The following is a 19,700-nucleotide window of genomic DNA, read 5'->3' on the forward strand; positions in this document are numbered from 1 at the left end:
CTGCTGTGTTTTGCCTCTGGCCAACTGCTTACGACGGCGGATCCCTTGCCGATAGTGGCAACCGTGAGTGTTTTGGATGAGCGGGAAGTGGCACGGGAGCGGACGGTCAGCGTCTACGACTTCCGGCGCCCCGCAACGCTCGCCCGCGAGCACAGCCGTGTCCTGGAGCTCGCTTTCGAAACCTACGCCCGGCAGTGGGGAACCCAGCTCACCGCCAAGGTCCGCGTTAAATCCGTGGTGCGGCTGGAAGACGTCAGCATGCTCAGCTACGACGAGTACGCCGCCTCCCTGCCCGCGGTCACCGCCATGGTGTTGTGCACGGTGGAGGGGCACGATTCCAAGCTCGTGGTGCAGTTCCCCGCCCCGGCCGCCCTCGGCTGGGTCAACCGCATGTTGGGCGCCTCGAACGACGCGCCCATGCCGGACCGCAAGTTCACCCAGATCGAACAGGCCCTGGTCAAGGGCCTCATGGACGAGGCCCTTGAAGACCTCGGCTACTCCCTGGGACCGCTGCTGAGCGAAACCGTCCGCGTGGACACCATCCAGTACAACTCCCAGTTCGCCCAGGCCGCAGCCCCCAGCGAACTGATGATCGTTGCGGCGTTCACCATGAACGTCGGCGACATGAGCGCCCCCGCCACCCTGGCCGTCCCCGCCAGCATCCTGCTGGGCCGGCTCAAGAAGGTCAACCCGACGGACAACCGCGGGGACGCCGCGGCACGCGTCACCGCCCAACTGGAACGGGTCCCGGTGGAATTGTCGGTCCGGCTTTCGACGTCGTTCGTCACCCCCAGCCAGGTCCTGGGCCTCGCCGTGGGCGACGTTCTGACCCTGCCGCACATGGAAAACCGCCCGTTTGACCTCACCCTGGACGGCACCCGGCTCGCCACTGCCGCCCCGGCCCGCAACGGGTCCCGTGCGGCCGCCGTCATTGTCACAATCGAGGAGAATCACCGATGAGCATCACCCTGACCAGGCACGAATCGTCGGCGGAACGGCTCGTTGAGGAACTGCCGAGCCCGGTAGCGCTCAAGGTGCTGGCCCTGGTGCCGGCCCGTGCTGCCGCGCCCTACGCCCGCCAGGCCGTCACCGCGACGTTCGTCGGTTCTGTCACCGCCGACCTCGCGCTCATGTTGAGCGACCGCACCTTCCTCGACGAAGCGGCCGGCGGCATGTCGGGGAGCCAGCCCGGCGTCGTTTCGGTGACCGACGTGCTGCGCCCGGCGATGGAAAGCGCCAGTTCCGTCTTCGGCGCCGGCGTTCTGAGCGACCTGCGCGAGTCCGACGCCTCCGGGCTGCTTTCGGACCCCGACACCGCTGTCTTCGAACTGTCCGACGGCGTCAACGCCGCCGCCTGGTTCGCCGTCCGTCTCCGGGAGCACAGCACCAGCCAGGACCGCGCAGGGGACGTGTTCGCCGGCGGCGAGGCCGTTGCCGGCCGGCTGGGGCGGATCAACAACATCGAAATGGCCCTGACCGTGGAGATCGGACGCACCCGCATGTCGGTGCGCGACGTGCTCTCGCTCGAACCGGGAAAAATCATTGAACTCGACCGTTCCGCCGGCGCCCCGGCGGACGTCCTGCTCAACGGCCGGCTGATTGCCCACGGCGAAGTGGTGGTGCTGGACCAGGACTACGCGGTCCGGATCACCCGCATCCTCGATGTTGCCGAGGGGCTCAGCTGAATGGACGCACTGATCCTCGGGCTGCGGGTATTCGTGGCCCTGGGCGCGGTGCTGGGCCTCATGTGGTTGCTGCAACGCCGGCTCGGCAAAGGCACCGGACGGCGGCGGGCTGACCGCGCACTGACCATTGTCAGCCGGCAGAGCGTCGGCCAGAAAGCGTCCGTGGTGGTGGTCGACGCCGCCGGGCAGCGCTTCCTGCTGGGCGTCACGGAACACGCCGTCAACGTCCTGCACACCGGCGACATCCCGGCCGAAGCCGAAGAGCCGGCTGTGCCGGAAACCCGCCGCGGAGCCGGTGAATTCGCCCGAGTGCTGTCCGGCTTCGGCCCGCTGCACGGCGGACAGTCCGCCTTCGAGGAGCTTCCCGTCGAGGGCAGCGACGAGCCCGCCGGCCCCGACGCCGGAAACGCCCCGCTGTCCCGCCGCAGCACGCTGCACCGGGACTCCCATGCGCGGGGACCGGCGCTGCGCGGCAGCGCGTCCGGCCACGCGCCCCTGCACGGTTCAATCCTTGCCGGCTCCACGTGGAAGCAGGCCGCCGCCGCTCTCAGGAGCGGACGCCGCAATTGACCCGCTCCCTCGCTTCCCGCTCCGCCTCCGCGCGCCCTCCTGCCGTCGGACCGGCCAGGGCCATTGTCCTGGGCCTGGCCGCCGTCCTGTTCGCGGTGCTGCTGCTGTGGCTGAACGCCTCGGCCGGCCACGCCGCTCCCATCGACCCCACCCCGCCGGTAGCGCCAACTGATCCGGCGAACCCCGGCAGCGGAAGCGTCAACATCGAGATCAACGGACTGGACGGCAAACCGTCGACGGCGGTCCTGACCCTGATCGGCATCACCCTGCTCTCGGTGGCGCCGGCGCTGCTGCTGATGATGACCTCCTTTACCAAGATCTTCGTGGTGCTGGCCATGACCCGCAACGCGCTGTCGCTGCCGTCCATCCCGCCGAACCAGGTCCTCGCGGGGCTGGCCCTGTTCTTGTCGATTTTCGTCATGTGGCCGGTCATCAACGAGATGAACACGATCGGGATCCAGCCCTACCTCAACGGCACCCTGGACTTCAACGGGGCCGTCGGTGCGGCCAGCGGGCCGCTGCAGCAGTTCATGCTGGCCCACACGCGGGAAGAGGACATCGCCCTGATGTCCCGGGCCGCCGCAGCGGAAAATCCGGCCACCCCCGAGGCCGTTCCCATGCAGACCCTCATTCCCGCCTTCATGATTTCGGAACTGCGTGCCGCGTTCATCATCGGTTTCGTCATCTTCATCCCGTTCCTGGTGATCGACCTCGTGGTCTCCGCGGCCCTGATGTCCATGGGCATGATGATGCTCCCGCCGGTGATGATTTCGCTGCCCTTCAAGATCCTGCTCTTTGTCCTCGTGGACGGCTGGGGCCTGATCATCACCTCGCTGATCCAAAGCTATGCGGGCACCGGATGAACGCCAACGCCGTCCTGGACATCTGCCTCCAGGCCATGATCGTCGCGGCCAAGCTCTCCGCGCCTGTGCTGGTGACAGCACTCGTGGTGGGACTGGCCATCGCGCTGCTGCAGTCCATCACCCAGCTGCAGGAAGCCACCCTGTCATTCGTGCCCAAGGCCGCGGCCGTGGCAGTCGCCCTGCTGATCTGCGGCCACTGGATGATCTCGGAGATGGTGGCCTTCACCAACGACCTCTTCGACAAGATCCCGGCCCTGCTCGGAGGCCTGTGAGGTGGGCATACCGATCGACCCGACGTGGCTGGAAGCGGTTCTGCTGGCCACCGTCCGGATGACGGCATTCCTGATCGTGGCGCCGCCCTTCGCATACCAGGCGTTCCCCGGCCGCGTTAAAGCCATGCTCGGGCTCGGGCTCGGCCTGGCGGTCTCCCAGTGGGTGTCCGACGGCTACACGCCACGCGACACCGCCGGCTTCCTCACGGGGGTGGTCCTGGAACTCGTCACCGGGCTGGCCCTCGGCTTCCTGGTGCTGGTGATCTTCTCTGCCGTCCAGTCCGCCGGCAGCCTGATCGACCTCTTCAGCGGGTTCCAGCTGGCGCAGAGCTTTGACCCCCAGATGAACGTCAACGGCGCACAGTTCACCCGGCTGATGCAGATGGCCGCCCTGGCGCTGCTGTTCGCCTCCGACGGCTACCAGCTGGTCATCACCGGACTCACGGGCAGCTTCGTGGCCCTGCCGCTGGCCGGCGGTATCGATCTGGCCCAGCCGGTGCAGGCCATGACGTCGGCGGTGACCGGCATGTTCCTCGCCGCCGTCCAGATTGCCGGTCCGCTGGTGGTGGTGCTGTTTCTCGCAGACGTCGGACTGGGCCTGCTGACGCGTGTGGCCCCGGCGCTCAACGCCTTCTCGCTCGGCTTCCCGCTCAAAATCCTGATGACGCTGATGCTCGCCGGATTCATGTTCCTGGCGCTGCCCAGAATCGTCTCCAGCCTCGCCAACCAGGCCGCCAAGACAGTGCTGGGGGTGGGCTGATGTCGGATTCACAGGAAAAAACCGAAGAAGCCACCGACAAACGCATGAAAGAGGTCCGTTCCAAGGGCCAGCTTTCCCGCTCCCAGGACCTCACCGCGTGGGTGGGCGTCGGCGCCGCCGCCATCATGCTTCCGGCCACCATCGAACGCGCCTCCAGCGCCGCCACGGACCAGCTCTTCAGCGTCCGCGGCATTGTCGCGGCCCCGGAGCCGGGCAAGGCCGTGAAAGCCCTGGAGGACGGACTCGCCGCCATCGGCGGGATCGTCGGACCCATGCTGATTGTGGTGTTCATCGTGGTCCTCGCCGGGGCCGCGCTGCAAGGCGGGGTGCACATGAAGAAGTTCAAGCTGGACTTCGAGCACTTCAAACTGCTCAGCGGCCTGAAACGCGTCTTTGGCACCCAGGCGATCTGGGGCGGCGTCAAGGCGCTGCTGAAGGCCAGTGTGGTGGGCCTGGTCCTCTACAGCGTTGTGCAGGGGCTGGTTCCGGTCCTCCTGACGGCCGGAGGAATGCCGGTCTCCGGGGTGGTGCAGGCCGCGGGCGGCGGGATCGCCTCGCTGGTCCAGTTCGCCGTGGCGGCCGGCATCGTGCTGGCGGCGGCAGACTTCTTCGTCGTGATGCGCCGCAACCGCAAGAAGACCCGGATGTCCAAAAAGGAAATCCAGGACGAGAACAAGAGCAGCGAAGGCGACCCGCTGATCCGATCCCAGCGGCGGGCGCGGCAGATGGCGATGAGCAGGAACCGCATGATCGCGGCGATCGGCGACGCCGACGTCGTGCTGGTCAACCCCACCCACTTCGCCGTGGCGCTCAAGTACGAACCGGGAAAGTCCGCACCCCGGGTGGTGGCCAAGGGCTCCGGCCACATCGCCGCCAGGATCAGGGACGAGGCCGAGGCAAAGAACGTGCCGATGGTCCAGGACATTCCGCTGACCCGGGCGCTGCACAGCGCCTGCGAACTGGGCCAGGAAATCCCGGTGGACTTCTACCGCGCGGTGGCAGGGGTCCTCGCCTTCGTGATGTCGCTCAAGGCACGCGGCGCCGCCCGCGGCATGCACCGGATGGCCACCGCCCTATGAACACGTCTCCAGCCAACGTCTGTGAAAGGACCGCACCATGAAGAACAAGCTCGGTCCGCTGACAGTGCCCATCGGCATCGTCGGCATTGTGCTGCTGCTGATTGTTCCGGTGCCCGCGCCACTGCTGGATGTCCTCATCGTCTGCAATATCCTCCTGGCGCTCCTGATCCTTCTAACCAGCATGTTCGTGAAGAAGCCGCTGGACTTCTCCGTCTTCCCGTCGCTCCTGCTGGTTGCCACCCTGTTTCGGCTGGGCCTGAACGTCGCGTCCACCCGGCTGATTCTGGGGGAGGGTCACGCCGGACAGGTCATCGAGGCGTTCGGCCAGGTGACCGTGGGCGGATCCATGATTATCGGCGCCGTCGTGTTCCTCATCCTCGTAGTCATCCAGTTCGTAGTGGTCACCAAGGGTGCGGAGCGCGTGGCCGAAGTCGGCGCGCGCTTCACCCTCGACGCGATGCCGGGCAAGCAGATGGCCATCGACGCCGACCTCAACGCCGGGCTGATCACCGACACCCAGGCCCGGGAACGCCGCGCCGAAGTCTCGGCCGAGGCCGACTTCTACGGAGCCATGGACGGCGCCTCGAAGTTCGTCAAGGGTGACGCCATCGCCGGGCTCATCATCATTATCATCAACTTCGTCGGCGGCATCGCGATCGGCATGCTGCAGCGCGGCATGGAGATCGGCGACGCCGTGAACACCTACGGCCTGCTGACCATGGGTGACGGCCTCGTCACCCAGATCCCGGCCCTGCTCATGGCCGTCTCCACCGGTATGATCGTGACCCGTTCCAACGCGGAATCGGACATGGGCACCACCTCGTCCACCCAGCTGATGCAGTCGCCCAGCGCACTGATGATCGCCGGCGTTGCCGCCATTGCGATGGCCCTCATTCCGGGCATGCCGCCCCTGCCGTTCATCCTGGTCGGCGCCGGGCTGCTGTTCGCGTCGCGCCGGATCGCGGCGCAAAAAGTGCAGGAGGCGAAGACCCGGGACGCCGAGGCCAGCGCCCTCAGCCACCCGGAAATGGACCCGAACGAGAAGCTGCTCGAGGACATGCGTGTCCACCCGGTGGAGATCCTGCTCGCCCCGGACCTCGTGGACATGGTTTCCGGTGCCTCGGATGACCTGCTTGCCCGCGTGAGGTCCCTGCGGCACAAGATCGCCATGGAACTGGGACTGGTCATCCCTCCCGTCCGCACCAGGGACAGCGTGGACCTTCCCCCGGCAAGCTACTCGATCCGGATCGCCGGGGTCGAGGCAGGCAGCGGGACCGCCCCGAGCGGCCAGATGCTGGCCCTGGGCGACAGCCTCGACTCGCTCCCCGGTATCGCGATGATCGAACCCGTGTTCGGCCTGGCCGGGAAATGGATCCCGGCGGAAATGCGCCACAACGCTGAGATGACCGGCGCCACCGTGATCGACCGCGTCTCCGTCCTGGTCACCCACCTGTCCTCGATCGTCACGGCCAACGCCGCACGCCTGCTGTCCCGCGAGGACGTCCGGGTTCTCACCGAGGGCGTCCGCAAACAGAGCCCCTCCGCCGTCGACGAACTCACGCCCGCGCTGCTGTCCCTCGCCGAGCTGCAGCGCGTGCTCCAGGGCCTGCTGGACGAGCAGGTGCCCATCAACGACCTCGCCAGGATCTACGAGGCGCTTACGCTCCGCGCCAAGGTCTCCACCGACCCGGAATCACTGGTCGAATCCGCGCGGCAGGCCCTGGGCCCGGCGCTGACGGCCAAATTCATGGACGGCGCGGTGCTGAACGTGATCATGATCGACCCGGTCCTGGAGCAGCACATGCTCGAGGACATGCGCCCCGCCGAGGGCGGCAGCCAGATCGTGATGGGCCAGGACCGGCTGGACACTGTGCTCCGCTCGGTGCGTTCCGCCGTCGACTCCGCGGCCGCGGCCAACCGCCCGGCCGTGCTGGTCTGCGCGCCGGCGCTCCGCCCCGCAATCCGCAGACTCGTGGGAGCGCAGCCCGGCTCGGTGCCGGTACTGTCCTACCGCGAAGTCACTTCAGCCAACGTCCGGATCGAAACAGTAGGAGTCGTTCGCCATGCAGAACCGCTTTCGGCTTAAAGGCGCCTCGCTAGAGGAGATCCGCCGCAAGGCGGAACAGCAGCACGGCCCCGCCGCCCGCATCGTCTCCGCGGAGCGCGTCATCAGCCCCGGGATCGCGGGACTTTTCGCAGGCGACCGCTACGAGGCGATCATCGAGGTGGTCACGGGACATGAGGTGGTCACCGGTGAGGTGGTTCCCGAACCCGACATCCTGGCCGGGACCGACCGTCCCGGCGATCCGCCCGCGGGGCCGGCGCCCACCCACGAATTGCAGGGCGCCGCGATCGCGGCCCTGCTGGAGGAAGCCGACGCCACCGAATTGAGCCTGCACCGGCCCGGTAACTCCGGACTTTCCACGGAGTCCCCGGACTTCGCCGAACTGCTCCAGCAGCTCGGCGACGGGCTGCGTGGCCCGGCCGGCACCCCTGCCGCGGAAGCGAAGGCCGGCGCCTCTGCATCTGCCGCGGCCGCTGGCGCTGCACCGTCGCCGTCGCCGTCGCCGTCGCCGTCGCCGTCGGCGACGGCGGCAGCGGCGCCGGCCGTTGCACCGGCCACGCCGGAGGCTCCTGCTGCACCGGTGGCTCCGGCGGTCCGGTTGCGGGAGTCCGTGCCTGTGCCGCTGAGCGGTACCGGCGATCTGGTGGTGCTCATCGGGCTGGATGACGACGCCCTGGACACCGCCCTGGCCATGTCCACCGCAGTCGGCGGCGCCGACGTGCGCACAGCCGGGAAGTTGTCCGCCTACGGCCATCTGCACGTGGACGGACGCCAGGCCGCGACGGCGGCCCGCGCCCACGCCGTCATGACGGACCAGACCGTCCTCGTGGCCTTCGGCCTGGGGAAGGCCCGCGACGCCCTCGCGAGGCTCCAGTCCGTCGCCGCGCTGTCCGCCGACCAGCTGTGGGTGGTGGTCGACGCCGGGCGCAAGCAGGAGGACTCCGCGCGCTGGGTGGGTGTGCTCGCCGCGCAACTGGACATCGCCGCCGTCGCAGTCGTGGGGGCGGCCGACACCGCCACCCCGGAAACCGTCAACACGCTGGGACTGCCGGTGGGCTGGATCGACTCCGGCCAGGCCCGCTCGGTCAGGATCTAAGATGCGAGGCACGAACCAACTGCGAGCGGCAGGATTCGTCACCGGCTCCGCGCAGCGAAGGGTAGATTGAGAGGATGCTGGTACTTACACGCAAGCCGGGCGAACAGATCATGATCGGCGACGGGATCGTCATCACGGTTCTGGAAGGCCGCGGCGACGGTGTTCGGATAGGCATTGAGGCCCCCCGCGGGGTTCCGATCCAGCGCCGCGAGGTCATCGAGGCGATTGCCGCGGCGAACCTGGCGGCGGCTGAAGCCGGAGCAGAGGCCGGGCAGGACGCGGAGGACGCGCTGCGCGGGCTCCTGCCCCCGGCCCCGGCCCCGAAGCCGGCCCGCTCCGCGGACTAAGCGCCGGCGCTTAACCCCCGAACGGGCACACGCAGACGCGTCACGCACAGACAGTCGCAGTCAGCCGCGGTTGCCGCCCAGAAACTGCTCCAGAAGGGGCTGGGCCGTCCGGCGGACCAGCGCTAGGGCGCGCTCAATGTTTCCCGCCGTCGTCAGCTGGTCAAGAGTCCCCGCAGTGTCCGCGGGCAGGGTGGCAGCGGCGTCGCCGTTGCGCGTTCCGGCGGCCGCGCCGGACGCGACCGGCCGGCTCAGGTTGCGCAGCGTGTCCTCGTTGGCGAGAGCGGCATCGTTGAGCTGCCGGAGCAACGCGCGCAGGCCGTCCAGATGATCCTGCAGGACCTCGGCCCAGGCGCCAGGCGGTGCCCCCGCGGCGAGCTCGTTCAGGGTTGCCTGGGCGGGCAAACCCCACTCGGCCGCCACCGCGGCCGACTCGACACCCCGGGCCAAAGCCTCAAAGCGCAGGCGATCAAGGACGCTCTCCACTTCGGAGGCCGTGAAGCTCAACCACTGGACGTTGCCGGCCAGGACATGGAGCCGCTGCGTCTCCAGTCTGAATAAGAGCAATTCCAACTGACGGCGCTCCTGCCAGAGAGCTGCCGAAAGATCACCTGCACCCATGGGCCCCATTCCCCTTGCCGCCCCGGCCGAGAAGCCTTACCGCATTTTCAGCCAAGCTTTTCCCTGAGGTTACACGCAGAGCGCGGATCAGGTGATAGGTTTCGACTTGGGTGCTGCGCCCGGGTTTTTAACACCGACTTCCATGGGGGGAGCACGGGGCCCATTTCGGGTGCGGCTCCCGCTCGTTTAAGGCTGCCGGATCCTGTCTCATGGGGGGACACTCTATTGAATCGCGTGGAACGCAACGAGATGGTCACACAGCATCTTCCGCTGGTGGGCTACCTCGTCTCAGACTTGTGCTCAAAGGCGTCACACCTTTCCCGCGATGACCTGGCGTCTGCGGGCGCCATTGCCCTGATCACCTCGGCGGACTCCTTCGACCCGGACCTCGGCGTGCCGTTCGGTGCCTTCGCGCGCCGGCGGATCCTGGGCGCGTTCGCGGACGAGATGCGCGCCAGCGACTGGGCCACCCGCTCGGCGCGGCGCCGGATCAAAGAAACCATGTCGGTCCAGGAAACCCTCGCCGCTGCCCTCGGACGCACCCCCAGCGTCGACGAGATCGCCGCAGCCCTGGGTGTGCAGCAGAGCGTCGTCGAGGCAGCCCTCGCGGACGCCTCCCGGACCCTGACGCCACTGGATGAAGCCGTGGTCGACACGCTGGCCGCGGAGACCCTGACCCCCGAACATTCCGTACTCGCGGACGAGCGGCTTCAGTACCTCCGCGCGGCGGTTAAGTCCCTCCCGGAGCGGATGCGTTACGTCGTCGAGGAGATCTACTTCGGCGACAGGACCGTCAAGGATCTGGCAGCGGAACTTGGATCCACCCACGCCGCCGTTTCCCAGCAGCGCGCCGAGGCCATCCGGCTCATGCGTGACGGCCTCACCGCGCACTACTCGGACGATCCCGGGCAGGGTTTTGAGCCGCAGTCCCGGATCACCCCCAAGCGCCGTAATGACTACCTCGCCCAGCTGGCAGAGACCACCACGGGCGGCTTCACGCGGGCCATCTTCCCGCAGGGGCCGGTGCTCAACGAGGCCGTCTAAACGGTTCCCGGACGCACCCCCCGGCAAGTAGTAAGCCGACTTAGTAAGCTGACCGAGAAATTATCGGCGGAGCGTCGCGGTCCCTCCCGGCACTGGGGTAGCGTCGGTAGCATCGGATCTGGCGGTACCGGACGAACCAGCAGTGGACTCACCAGCATCGGTTCAACCGCAACGCGGCGCGACGGTACCGGAACTACTCAGGAGGACGCATGAAAGCAACACCAACGCTCACGACGAACCTGCAGGCAGTGCTCGTGGACCTGATCGAACTTCACGTTCAGGGCAAGCAGGCGCACTGGAACATCGTCGGGACGAATTTCCGGGACCTCCACCTGCAGCTGGACGAGATCATCGACTCGGCCCGCGCTTTCGCGGATGACCTGGCGGAGCGCATGCGCGCCCTTCACGCCCTCCCGGACGGCCGGAGCTCCACGGTGTCCAAGTCCACCTCGCTCGCTGAGTTCCCGGCCGGTTTGATCAACACCAAGGACGCCATCGAGCGGATCGTCGCAGCCCTCGAGGCCGCCGTCGGTACCATGCGCAAGGTTCACGACGCCGTGGACGAGGAAGACCCCACGACGGCGGACCTGCTGCACGAATTCATCGCCAAGTTCGAGCAGTACGCCTGGCTGGTCAACGCCGAGACGATGCGGGCCAACACCAGCGTCACCACGGCGGACAGCAAGTAACGTCCGACGGCAACGTCAGCGCCCGGCGCCGGTTCCCACCGGCGTCGGGCGCTTTGGCGTTTAACCCCTCGGGGCTACCGGGCCGTCGGCACCTTGCGGAGGACGACGGCGGCGAGGACTGACGCTCCCGCCATCAGGACGAGCGCGATGGCCGCCGTGATGTGGACACCCGAGTCAAAGGCGGCCCGGGCGGCCGTCATCACCGCGTCGGCCAGCGGTCCCGGCAGTCCCTGGGCCAGCTCCACGGCGCCTGCGAGTGTCTCGCCGGCCTGCGCGGAGGCCTCCGCGGGGGCAGCCTCGGCGGCGCCGGCGGGAAGCCGGAGGTTGCCTTGGTAGGAGGCCGTCAGGATGGAGCCCAGGATGGCGGTGCCAAGCAGGGAGCCGATTTCATAGCCGGTCTCCGAGATCGCGGCCGCGGCACCGGATTTCTCCGCGGGAGCGGCGCCGAGGATCAGGTCGTTGGAGATGGTTTCCGCGGCGCCGACGCCGAGGCACAGCACCAGCAGGGCCGCCAGCAGCAACGCCGGGCCGTTGCCGTGATCGCCGAAGGCCACCACGAAGTAGCCGGCTGCGCTCAGGAGCAGCCCGCCGGCCACCACAAAACCGGGGCGGACCTTCTTCACCAGCGGCACCACCAGCAGCCCGGCCGCCACAGTGGCGATGAGGGCGGGGATCATGGCGACGCCTGATTCCGAGGGCGATTGCCCCTCAAGCAGCTGCAGGTGCTGGGCGAGGAACAGGATGAAGCCGTTGAAGGAGAACAATGCCAGCACGTTGGCGATGATGGCGGTGCTGAAGACCGGGTTGCCGAAAAGGCTGATATCCAGCAGGGGAGCGGGGCGGGTCCGTGCCCCGGCGGCGCCTTGTGCCGGGGCTGCTACTGCCGGACCTGCCGGCAAGAGGTGCCGCTGGCGCCGGATGAAGACATAGCCCATCAGCAGGCCAAAGCAGATGGCGGCCAGCGGTTCCGCGGCCGGTCCGTGGGTGGCCAGGATCTTGATGCCGTAGACGACCGGCACCATCACCAGCAGGGACAGGATGATGCTGGGCACGTCCACCCGTCCCGGGTTCGGGTCGCGGGATTCCGGAATCAGGGCCGGACCGAGGATCAGCAGCGGGAGGATGATCGGCGCGGCCACGAGCAGGACGGCGCCCCACCAGAAGTTCTCCACCAGCCAGCCGCCGAAAATCGGGCCCAGGGCGGCGCCGCCGGAGAAGCCTGCGGCCCAGATGGCCACGGCCAGCCGGCGCCGGTTGGGCTCGGGGAAGATGTTGCGGATCAGGGACAGCGTGGAGGGCATCAGCATGGCGCCGAAGAAGCCCAGCCCGGCGCGTCCGGCAATCAGCCATTCGGCGCTCGGGGCGAACGCGGTGGCCGCCGAGACGGCGGCGAAGCCTGTACTGCCGATGAAAAGCAGCCGGCGGCGGCCAATCCTGTCGCCGAGGCTGCCCATTGCCACGAGCAGGCCGGCGAGGACCAGCGGATAGGCGTCGACAATCCAGAGCAGCTCCACACCGGTGGCGTCGAGGCTGCGCGCGATCGCCGGCAGGGCAAAGGTCAGGGCGGTGTTGTCGACGGCCACGAGCAGCACCGGGAACATCAGCAGCGCCAGCGCCAGCCAGTCACGCCACGGCGCGCGCGGTGCCTGGCCGGATGTTGCCCCGGTGGGCGTTTTTCCGGCCGCGTTGGTGACAACCGTGCCGGTGCTGTTGCGGGTGATGGAAGTGTTGCTCATGAGCTTAACTGTACCGTCTGGACGGTACAGTTAGGAAACCCGGCGTTAAGAAACACTTCCGCCACGGGGCATGATGGGACGCATGGCCAGAAAACCCGTCGCCCGCGAAGCCGTCCTTGACGCGTTCGAGTCCCTGCTGATTGAAGAGGGTGAGCGGGCCGCGACCCTGGATGCCGTGGCCCGGCTGGCCGGGGTCTCCAAGGGCGGGCTGCTCTACCACTTCCCCAACAAAGAAGCGATGATCTCGGTCCTGCTGGAACGGCTGGACCGGCTGCTGGCCGAGGACCTCGCTGCCATGGCAGCCGCACCGGAAGGCGCCGCGGCGTTCTTCATCAAGTCCTCGGTCTGGGCGGACACGCCGCTGGACCGGGTCTTTGTCGCCGCCACCCGGCTCGCCGAAGTGGCCCACCAGGAAACCCTGCGGCGGATGGCCGCCGTCCAGGCGTCCTGGCTGGAACTGCTGGCGGCCGACGTCGGTCCCGCCATGGCCAAGCCGGTCCTCTATATGGGGGACGGGCTGTACTTCAATGCCATGCTGGCGCGCGGGCCGGGCGGGCCGGATCCGGAGGTCGGCGCCGACGTCGAAAGTCTCCTCACCGCCCTGGGGCGGCTCCGCGGCTGAGTCGGCTCAATACATGACGCTCCCGCACGTCTGGCGGGTCAACACATGACGCTCCCGCACGTCTGGCGGGTCAACGCGGAACGCTCCCGCACGTCTGGCGGGGGAGAGTTTGGGAACTTCAGTCGAATGCGTCGGAGCGTTTGGGAAACTTCAGCCGGATGTGCGGGAGCGTCTGTCGTGGGCCGACGGCGGCTCCGGCGCGTAACGCTCGCGCGGCCCCGGTTCGTTGGTTTGCGGACGCGGGCCGGGCGTAGGACAATGAGAGCTGTGACTGTTGTCACGCCAAGTTAATATGCCTTTGATCTGCGGCGGGAGAGTTCTGCTTGTAGGTACAAGCAGGCGCCGTAGGAGCAAACCCTCCCCAGGAATCTCTCAGGCCCATGTACCGCCGCGGCAAGGCAACTCTGGAAAGTAGCAGGCATGTCTTTTGACTTGCTGTGCTCACCGACGGTGCAAGCGGAGCCATGCGAGAGCACGGCTACGCGGAAACTCTCAGGTCCAATACAGAGCGGGGAGGAACCCGAATCAATGTGGCGTACCCTGCGCCGCCTTAGTTATGGAGTTCCTTGTGACTGTTACCTCAGCCTCCACGTCCTTCGTTGACCGGCACATCGGCGCACGCCGTCAGTCCGACGTCGACGCCATGCTGAAGGCTGTCGGCTACGACACCGTCGACGCCCTCGTGGACACCGCCGTTCCCAAGGACATCCGGCAGGACTCCCCGCTGGCGCTGGGCGCGGCGCTCAGCGAAGTCGAGGTCCTGGCTGAGCTGCGCCAGCTGGCCGCGATGAACAAGACCGCCGTCCAGATGATCGGCCAGGGCTACTACGACACCGTCACTCCGGCCGTCATCCGCCGGAACATCCTCGAAGCCCCGGCCTGGTACACGGCCTACACCCCGTACCAGCCGGAAATCTCCCAGGGCCGGCTCGAGGCGCTGCTGAACTTCCAGACCATGGTCCAGGACCTCGTCGGCCTTCCGATCGCCAACGCCTCACTGCTGGACGAAGCCACCGCCGTGGCCGAGGCCGTGCTGATGATGCGCCGGGCCAACAAGAATAAGTCCGCGCACGACGGCAAGACCGTCCTCGACGCCGACTGCCTGCCGCAGACCATTGCGATCGTCAAGGGCCGCGCCGAGGCCCTCGGCTTCGAGGTGGAGGTCGCTGACCTCTCCAAGGGACTGCCCGACGGCGTCATCAACGGCGTCGTCCTGCAGCAGCCCGGCGTCTCCGGCCGCGTGTTCGACCACACCGCCGTGATCGCCGAGGCCAAGGAACGCGGCGCCCTCGTCACCGTCGCGGCGGACCTCCTCTCCCTGACCCTCATCACGTCCCCGGGCGAGCAGGGCGCCGACATCGCCGTCGGCTCCGCCCAGCGCTTCGGCGTCCCGCTGTTCTTCGGCGGCCCGCACGCCGCGTACATGGCGGTCCAGAAGGGCCTCGAGCGGTCCATGCCCGGCCGCCTGGTGGGCGTGTCCAAGGACAACGCCGGCGTTCCGGCCTACCGCCTGGCCCTGCAGACCCGCGAGCAGCACATCCGCCGCGAGAAGGCCACGTCCAACATCTGCACCGCGCAGGCGCTGCTGGCCATCGTCTCCTCCTTCTACGCCGTTTACCACGGCCCGGACGGCCTCAAGGCAATCGCCGAGACCACCCACGGACACGCCCGGACCATCGCGGCCTCGCTCAAGGCCGCCGGCCTGGACGTGCTGCACACCTCCTTCTTCGACACCGTCACGGTCTCGGTCCCCGGCAAGGCAGCGGACATCGTCGCCGCCGCCGAGGCGAAGGGCATCAACCTGCGCGGCATCGACGCGGACACCGTCGGCATCTCCACCGATGAAGCCGCGACGGCGGCCATCGTCGCCGACGTCGTCGCCGCCTTCGGGGCGACGGTGGCTGACTCAGTAGAAGGCTTTGCCCTGGATGCCGCCGTCGAGCGCACCTCCGACTACCTCCAGCACCCGGTCTTCAACACCCACCGCTCCGAGACCCAGCTGCTGCGCTACATCCGCCGCCTTTCCGACCGCGACCTCGCCCTGGACCGCACCATGATCCCGCTGGGCTCCTGCACCATGAAGCTGAACGCCACGGCCGAGATGGAAGCCATCTCCTGGCCGGAGTTCGCCTCCATCCACCCCTTCGCCCCCGAGTCCCAGACCGCCGGCTGGCGTGAACTGATCACGGACCTCGAAGCGCAGCTGACCGAGATCACCGGCTACGACCAGGTGTCCATCCAGCCCAACGCCGGATCCCAGGGCGAGCTCGCCGGCCTGCTGGCCATCCGCGGCTACCACCACTCCCGCGGTGACGAGCAGCGCAACATCTGCCTCATCCCGGCCTCCGCGCACGGCACCAACGCGGCCTCCGCCGTGCTCGCCGGCATGAAGGTGGTCGTCGTCGCCACCGCGTCGGACGGCACGATCGACCACGCGGACCTCACCGCCAAGATCGAGCAGCACCGGGACGCCCTGTCCTGCATCATGATCACCTACCCGTCCACCCATGGTGTGTACGACGCCGACGTCCGTGAAGTCTGCGACGCCATCCACGCCGCCGGCGGCCAGGTCTACATCGACGGCGCCAACCTCAACGCGCTCGTCGGGCTGGCCCAGCCGGGCCTGTTCGGCGGCGACGTCTCGCACCTGAACCTGCACAAGACCTTCTGCATTCCGCACGGCGGCGGCGGCCCCGGCGTCGGCCCGGTCGCGGCCAAGGCGCACCTGGCACCGTTTATGCCCGGCAACGCCGCGGATCCGGCCAACGGCGAAAGCGGCACGCCGATCTCCGCCTCCCGCTACGGCTCCGCCGGTGTGCTGCCGATCTCCTGGGCGTACGTGAAGCTCATGGGCGGCCAGGGCCTGACCGAGGCCACGAAGTCCGCCCTGCTCGCGGCCAACTACATCGCCTCCCGCCTGAACGACTTCTTCCCGGTGCTCTACACCGGCGAGGGCGGACTCGTGGCCCACGAGTGCATCCTGGACCTGCGCGAGCTCACGGCCAAGACCGGCGTCACCGCCGAGGACGTGGCCAAGCGCTTGATCGACTACGGCTTCCACGCCCCCACCCTCGCGTTCCCGGTGGCCGGCACGCTGATGGTCGAGCCCACCGAATCCGAGGACCTCGGCGAGATCGACCGGTTCATCACGGCGATGATCTCCATCCGTGCCGAGATCGACCAGGTGGCCCACGGCGACTTCGCCGTGGAGCACAGCCCGCTGCGCAACTCCCCGCACACCGCCGCTGCTGTCATCAGCACCGACTGGACCCGGAAATACCCGCGTGAACAGGCCGTTTTCCCGGTCCACACGCTCAAGCAGGACAAGTACTTCCCGCCGGTCGGCAGGATCGATGGCGCCGCCGGCGACCGCAACCTGATCTGCTCGTGCCCTCCACTCGAAGCCTTCGAAGACCACTCCGACGACTCCGCCTCTGACAGCTAAGGACAGCCACCGATGACTGAGAACTACACGGCCCTTTACGAAGAGCACAAGAAGCTCGGCGCCTCCTTCACGGACTTCGGCGGCTGGCAGATGCCGCTCAAGTACAGCTCCGAACTCGCCGAACACCACGCCGTCCGCAAGTCCGCGGGCCTCTTCGACCTCTCCCACATGGGCGAAGTCTGGGTCACCGGCCCGGACGCCGCGGCGTTCCTGGACTACGCCTTGGTCGGCAAGATCTCCGCGATGGCGATCGGCAAGGCCAAGTACTCGCTGATCTGCAACGAGGACGGCGGCATCATCGACGACCTCATCACCTACCGGCGCCCGGCGGGGGCCGACAACACTGATAAGTTCCTCGTGGTTCCCAACGCGGGCAACGCCAAGGTCGTGGCCGCGGCCCTGGCCGAGCGGGCTGAAGGCTTCCAGGTCACCGTCCAGGACGCCTCCGCCGAGATCTCGCTGATCGCCGTGCAGGGTCCCAAAGCCCAGGAAATCCTGCTGCGCCTGGTTCCCGCCGCGCAGCACGAGCTCGTCACCGGGCTGAAGTACTACGCTGCGGTGGAGGTTCCGTTGATGTTCGGCGGCACCAGCCAGGAACTCCTGCTGGCCCGCACCGGCTACACCGGCGAGGACGGCTTCGAGATCTTCGTGTCCAACGGCGACGCCGCCGCTCTGTGGCAGGCGCTCGTCACGATCGCCGAGGACGGCGAGCTGACGCCCGCCGGGCTGGCGTCCCGCGACTCGCTCCGCCTCGAGGCGGGGATGCCGCTCTACGGCAACGAACTCTCCCTCGAAGGCGACCCGTTCGCCGCCGGGCTGGGCCCGATCGTCGCGCTGTCCAAGGAAGGCGACTTCGTCGGCAAGACCGCCCTGGCCGCCAAGAAGGAAGCCGGCGCCGGATCCACCACGGGCCGCAAGCTCGTCGGCCTCAAGGGCCTCGGACGCCGGGCCGGCCGCGGTCACTACCCGGTCCTCAAGGACGGCAACGTCGTCGGCGAAGTCACCTCCGGCCAGCCCAGCCCGAGCCTCGGCTACCCGGTCGCGATGGCCTACGTCGACGTCGACTTCACCGAACCCGGTACCGCCCTGGACATCGACCTCCGCGGCAAGGCAGAGCCGTTCGAAGTTGTGGCACTGCCTTTCTACAAGCGCCAAAAGTAGCCCGGCTGGTCCCGGGGCTGCGTGACTATGGTTGCGTTAGCCCGTCGGGTCCGACATCCTCTGCATGCTCGGTCGCGAAGACGCCCGCTGGGCGGACGTGACGCTCCCTTAGACGCATGCTGCCGGATGTCGGGCCCGAAGGGGCCCTGCTCACCTCGGGTGCAACTCACCTTGAAGACAAAGAACCACAACAGGACCAACGGGAACCGGCGCCTTTGAAAGCCAAAAGTGCTGGGAGCTGAACCGCCTCCCGAGGGTCGGCCCTAGAAGAATACGAACGGCCACGGTTCCTTTCCGGAACTGGGGCCAGTCAGACACTGTTGGCTCCCGGAACTGAACTGGCTGCTAGCGGCGGGGGCGCGGCATCCGGAAGCGTGCGTCTAAGCGAGTGCCCCATCGTCCGGGTTCCCTGACCGAGCTTGCGAGGTTAGGGGGACGGTGGGGTGTACGAGCGAGCACGCGGAGGATGGCGAACCCCGCCGCGTAACCCAGCCACGGCCAGTCCGTAACCCAGCCACAATAGATTTAGCACCAAGACCACTCCGAGACTTAGGAAAAAACATGGCAAGAGTTGCCCCTGAACTGCAGTACTCCGACGAGCACGAGTGGGTTGCGCGGGAGGCCGGAAACGTTGTTTCCATCGGCATCTCCGCCGTGGCCACGGACGCCCTGGGCGACATCGTCTACGTGGACCTGCCCGAGGTGGGCGCCACGGTGACCGCGGGGGAGACCTGCGGCGAAGTCGAGTCGACCAAGTCCGTCTCGGACCTGTACGCCCCCGTCACGGGCGAGGTCACCGAAACCAACCCCGCCGTCGTCGACGACCCCTCCCTGATCAACAGCGATCCGTACGGCGCAGGCTGGCTCTTCAAGGTTGCCGCCGAATCGGACGGTCCGCTGCTCTCCGCCCAGGAATACGCGTCCAAGAACGGTGGCGAACTGTGAGCGCGGGCGCAGGCACGATCACTGTTTTCAAGCAGGTGGTCTCGCCGAGCCTGGACGCGGACCTGTCCGCTTTGGATCCGGAGATCGCCGCGAAGATCGACGCCGAGCTGACCCGCCAGCGGGACGGCCTGGAAATGATCGCCTCGGAGAACCACACCGCCAAGGCAGTCATGCAGGCGCAGGGTTCGGTGCTGACGAACAAGTACGCCGAGGGCTACCCGGGCAAGCGCTACTACGGCGGCTGCGAGCACGTGGACGTTGTGGAGCAGCTGGCGATCGACCGGGTCAAGGCCCTGTTCGGCGCCGGGTTCGCCAATGTGCAGCCGCACTCCGGCGCGCAGGCCAACGCCTCGGTCATGCACGCCCTGATCCGTCCGGGCGACACCATCATGGGCTTGAACCTGGCCCACGGCGGGCACCTGACGCACGGCATGAAGATCAACTTCTCCGGCCGTCTGTACAACGTCATCCCGTACCAGGTCCGTGAAGAGGACCACCGGATCGACATGGCCGAGGTGGAGCGCCTGGCCCTGGAGCACAAGCCGCAGCTGATCGTGGCCGGCTGGTCCGCCTATGCCCGGCAGCTGGACTTCGCCGAGTTCCGCCGGATCGCCGACTCGGTGGGCGCCTACCTGATGGTGGACATGGCCCACTTCGCCGGGCTCGTCGCGGCCGGGCTGCACCCCTCCCCGGTGCCGCACGC

Annotated in this window: 19 protein-coding genes and 2 riboswitches; of the genes, 17 read left to right on the plus strand and 2 right to left on the minus strand. The window is 67.9% G+C overall.

Features of this window, described 5'->3' with window-relative positions; translation table 11 throughout:
• The first annotated feature begins 63 nt into the window (after positions 1-63).
• The 10 genes from AC6EUH_RS16950 to AC6EUH_RS16995 all read left to right on the plus strand — a co-directional run bounded on the left by AC6EUH_RS16950 (position 64) and on the right by AC6EUH_RS16995 (position 8,737).
• Positions 64-960: a flagellar motor switch protein FliM gene (locus AC6EUH_RS16950; RefSeq protein ID WP_235500058.1), complete on the plus strand. Its 897-nt coding sequence runs from the start codon at positions 64-66 to the stop codon at positions 958-960.
• Complete coding sequence (fliN, locus tag AC6EUH_RS16955; RefSeq protein WP_056424381.1) at positions 957-1,685, plus strand: flagellar motor switch protein FliN; 729 nt, start codon at positions 957-959, stop codon at positions 1,683-1,685. Before AC6EUH_RS16950 ends, fliN begins: the two co-directional genes overlap by 4 nt.
• Entirely contained in the window at positions 1,686-2,255 is a 570-nt protein-coding gene (gene fliO, locus AC6EUH_RS16960; RefSeq protein WP_056424384.1) for a flagellar biosynthetic protein FliO, read from the plus strand.
• On the plus strand, positions 2,252-3,118 hold the full coding sequence (fliP, locus tag AC6EUH_RS16965; RefSeq protein WP_056424387.1) for a flagellar type III secretion system pore protein FliP: 867 nt from the start codon (positions 2,252-2,254) through the stop codon (positions 3,116-3,118). The genes fliO and fliP overlap by 4 nt, the downstream gene beginning before the upstream one ends.
• Entirely contained in the window at positions 3,115-3,390 is a 276-nt protein-coding gene (gene fliQ / locus AC6EUH_RS16970; RefSeq protein ID WP_056424389.1) for a flagellar biosynthesis protein FliQ, read from the plus strand. Before fliP ends, fliQ begins: the two co-directional genes overlap by 4 nt.
• Before the next feature lies 1 nt (position 3,391).
• Positions 3,392-4,150 carry a flagellar biosynthetic protein FliR gene (locus AC6EUH_RS16975; protein ID WP_056424392.1) on the plus strand — a complete coding sequence of 253 codons (759 nt, stop codon included), beginning with the start codon at positions 3,392-3,394 and terminating at the stop codon, positions 4,148-4,150.
• A complete protein-coding gene (locus tag AC6EUH_RS16980) occupies positions 4,150-5,229 on the plus strand; it encodes an EscU/YscU/HrcU family type III secretion system export apparatus switch protein (protein ID WP_056424395.1) in 1,080 nt (359 codons plus the stop codon). Before AC6EUH_RS16975 ends, AC6EUH_RS16980 begins: the two co-directional genes overlap by 1 nt.
• A gap of 37 nt (positions 5,230-5,266) precedes the next feature.
• Positions 5,267-7,315, plus strand: a complete 2,049-nt coding sequence (locus AC6EUH_RS16985; protein WP_056424398.1) for a flagellar biosynthesis protein FlhA — start codon at positions 5,267-5,269, stop codon at positions 7,313-7,315.
• Positions 7,293-8,390 (plus strand): hypothetical protein, encoded by a 1,098-nt coding sequence (locus tag AC6EUH_RS16990; protein ID WP_499739374.1) that lies wholly within the window; start codon positions 7,293-7,295, stop codon positions 8,388-8,390. The genes AC6EUH_RS16985 and AC6EUH_RS16990 overlap by 23 nt, the downstream gene beginning before the upstream one ends.
• A 74-nt stretch (positions 8,391-8,464) precedes the next feature.
• On the plus strand, positions 8,465-8,737 hold the full coding sequence (locus tag AC6EUH_RS16995; RefSeq protein ID WP_056424404.1) for a carbon storage regulator: 273 nt from the start codon (positions 8,465-8,467) through the stop codon (positions 8,735-8,737).
• Between the two features lie 60 nt (positions 8,738-8,797).
• Here AC6EUH_RS16995 and flgN read toward each other — a convergent pair whose 3' ends face one another.
• Positions 8,798-9,364, minus strand: coding sequence for a flagellar export chaperone FlgN (gene flgN / locus AC6EUH_RS17000; RefSeq protein ID WP_056424407.1), 567 nt, complete (start codon positions 9,362-9,364; stop codon positions 8,798-8,800).
• A 216-nt stretch (positions 9,365-9,580) separates the two neighbouring features.
• Here flgN and AC6EUH_RS17005 point away from each other — a divergent pair, with 216 nt between their 5' ends.
• Together AC6EUH_RS17005 and AC6EUH_RS17010 are read left to right on the plus strand one after the other, a co-directional pair.
• Entirely contained in the window at positions 9,581-10,399 is an 819-nt protein-coding gene (locus tag AC6EUH_RS17005) for a sigma-70 family RNA polymerase sigma factor (protein ID WP_056424411.1), read from the plus strand.
• A gap of 209 nt (positions 10,400-10,608) precedes the next feature.
• Positions 10,609-11,088 carry a Dps family protein gene (locus tag AC6EUH_RS17010; RefSeq protein WP_056424415.1) on the plus strand — a complete coding sequence of 160 codons (480 nt, stop codon included), beginning with the start codon at positions 10,609-10,611 and terminating at the stop codon, positions 11,086-11,088.
• Positions 11,089-11,162: 74 nt separating this feature from the next.
• On the opposite strand, the gene AC6EUH_RS17015 is transcribed toward AC6EUH_RS17010, so the two are convergent.
• On the minus strand, positions 11,163-12,689 hold the full coding sequence (locus AC6EUH_RS17015) for an MFS transporter (RefSeq protein ID WP_499739378.1): 1,527 nt from the start codon (positions 12,687-12,689) through the stop codon (positions 11,163-11,165).
• Between the two features lie 217 nt (positions 12,690-12,906).
• Between AC6EUH_RS17015 and AC6EUH_RS17020 the strand changes: the two genes are divergently transcribed.
• From AC6EUH_RS17020 to AC6EUH_RS17040, 5 genes are all read left to right on the plus strand, one after another.
• Positions 12,907-13,446 carry a TetR/AcrR family transcriptional regulator gene (locus AC6EUH_RS17020; protein WP_056426469.1) on the plus strand — a complete coding sequence of 180 codons (540 nt, stop codon included), beginning with the start codon at positions 12,907-12,909 and terminating at the stop codon, positions 13,444-13,446.
• A gap of 299 nt (positions 13,447-13,745) precedes the next feature.
• Positions 13,746-13,844, plus strand: a riboswitch (glycine riboswitch).
• A gap of 1 nt (position 13,845) precedes the next feature.
• A riboswitch (glycine riboswitch) is annotated at positions 13,846-13,963 on the plus strand.
• Between the two features lie 39 nt (positions 13,964-14,002).
• Positions 14,003-16,891, plus strand: coding sequence for an aminomethyl-transferring glycine dehydrogenase (gcvP, locus tag AC6EUH_RS17025; RefSeq protein ID WP_499739375.1), 2,889 nt, complete (start codon positions 14,003-14,005; stop codon positions 16,889-16,891).
• A 12-nt stretch (positions 16,892-16,903) separates the two neighbouring features.
• Positions 16,904-18,052: a glycine cleavage system aminomethyltransferase GcvT gene (gene gcvT / locus AC6EUH_RS17030; RefSeq protein ID WP_499739376.1), complete on the plus strand. Its 1,149-nt coding sequence runs from the start codon at positions 16,904-16,906 to the stop codon at positions 18,050-18,052.
• Between the two features lie 561 nt (positions 18,053-18,613).
• Positions 18,614-18,997 (plus strand): glycine cleavage system protein GcvH, encoded by a 384-nt coding sequence (gene gcvH / locus AC6EUH_RS17035; protein ID WP_056424424.1) that lies wholly within the window; start codon positions 18,614-18,616, stop codon positions 18,995-18,997.
• A partial coding sequence (locus AC6EUH_RS17040; RefSeq protein WP_499739377.1) for a serine hydroxymethyltransferase occupies positions 18,994-19,700 on the plus strand: 707 nt, incomplete at its 3' end. The genes gcvH and AC6EUH_RS17040, both read left to right, overlap by 4 nt.

It is taken from the genome of Arthrobacter sp. 001422645 (assembly GCF_059816125.1).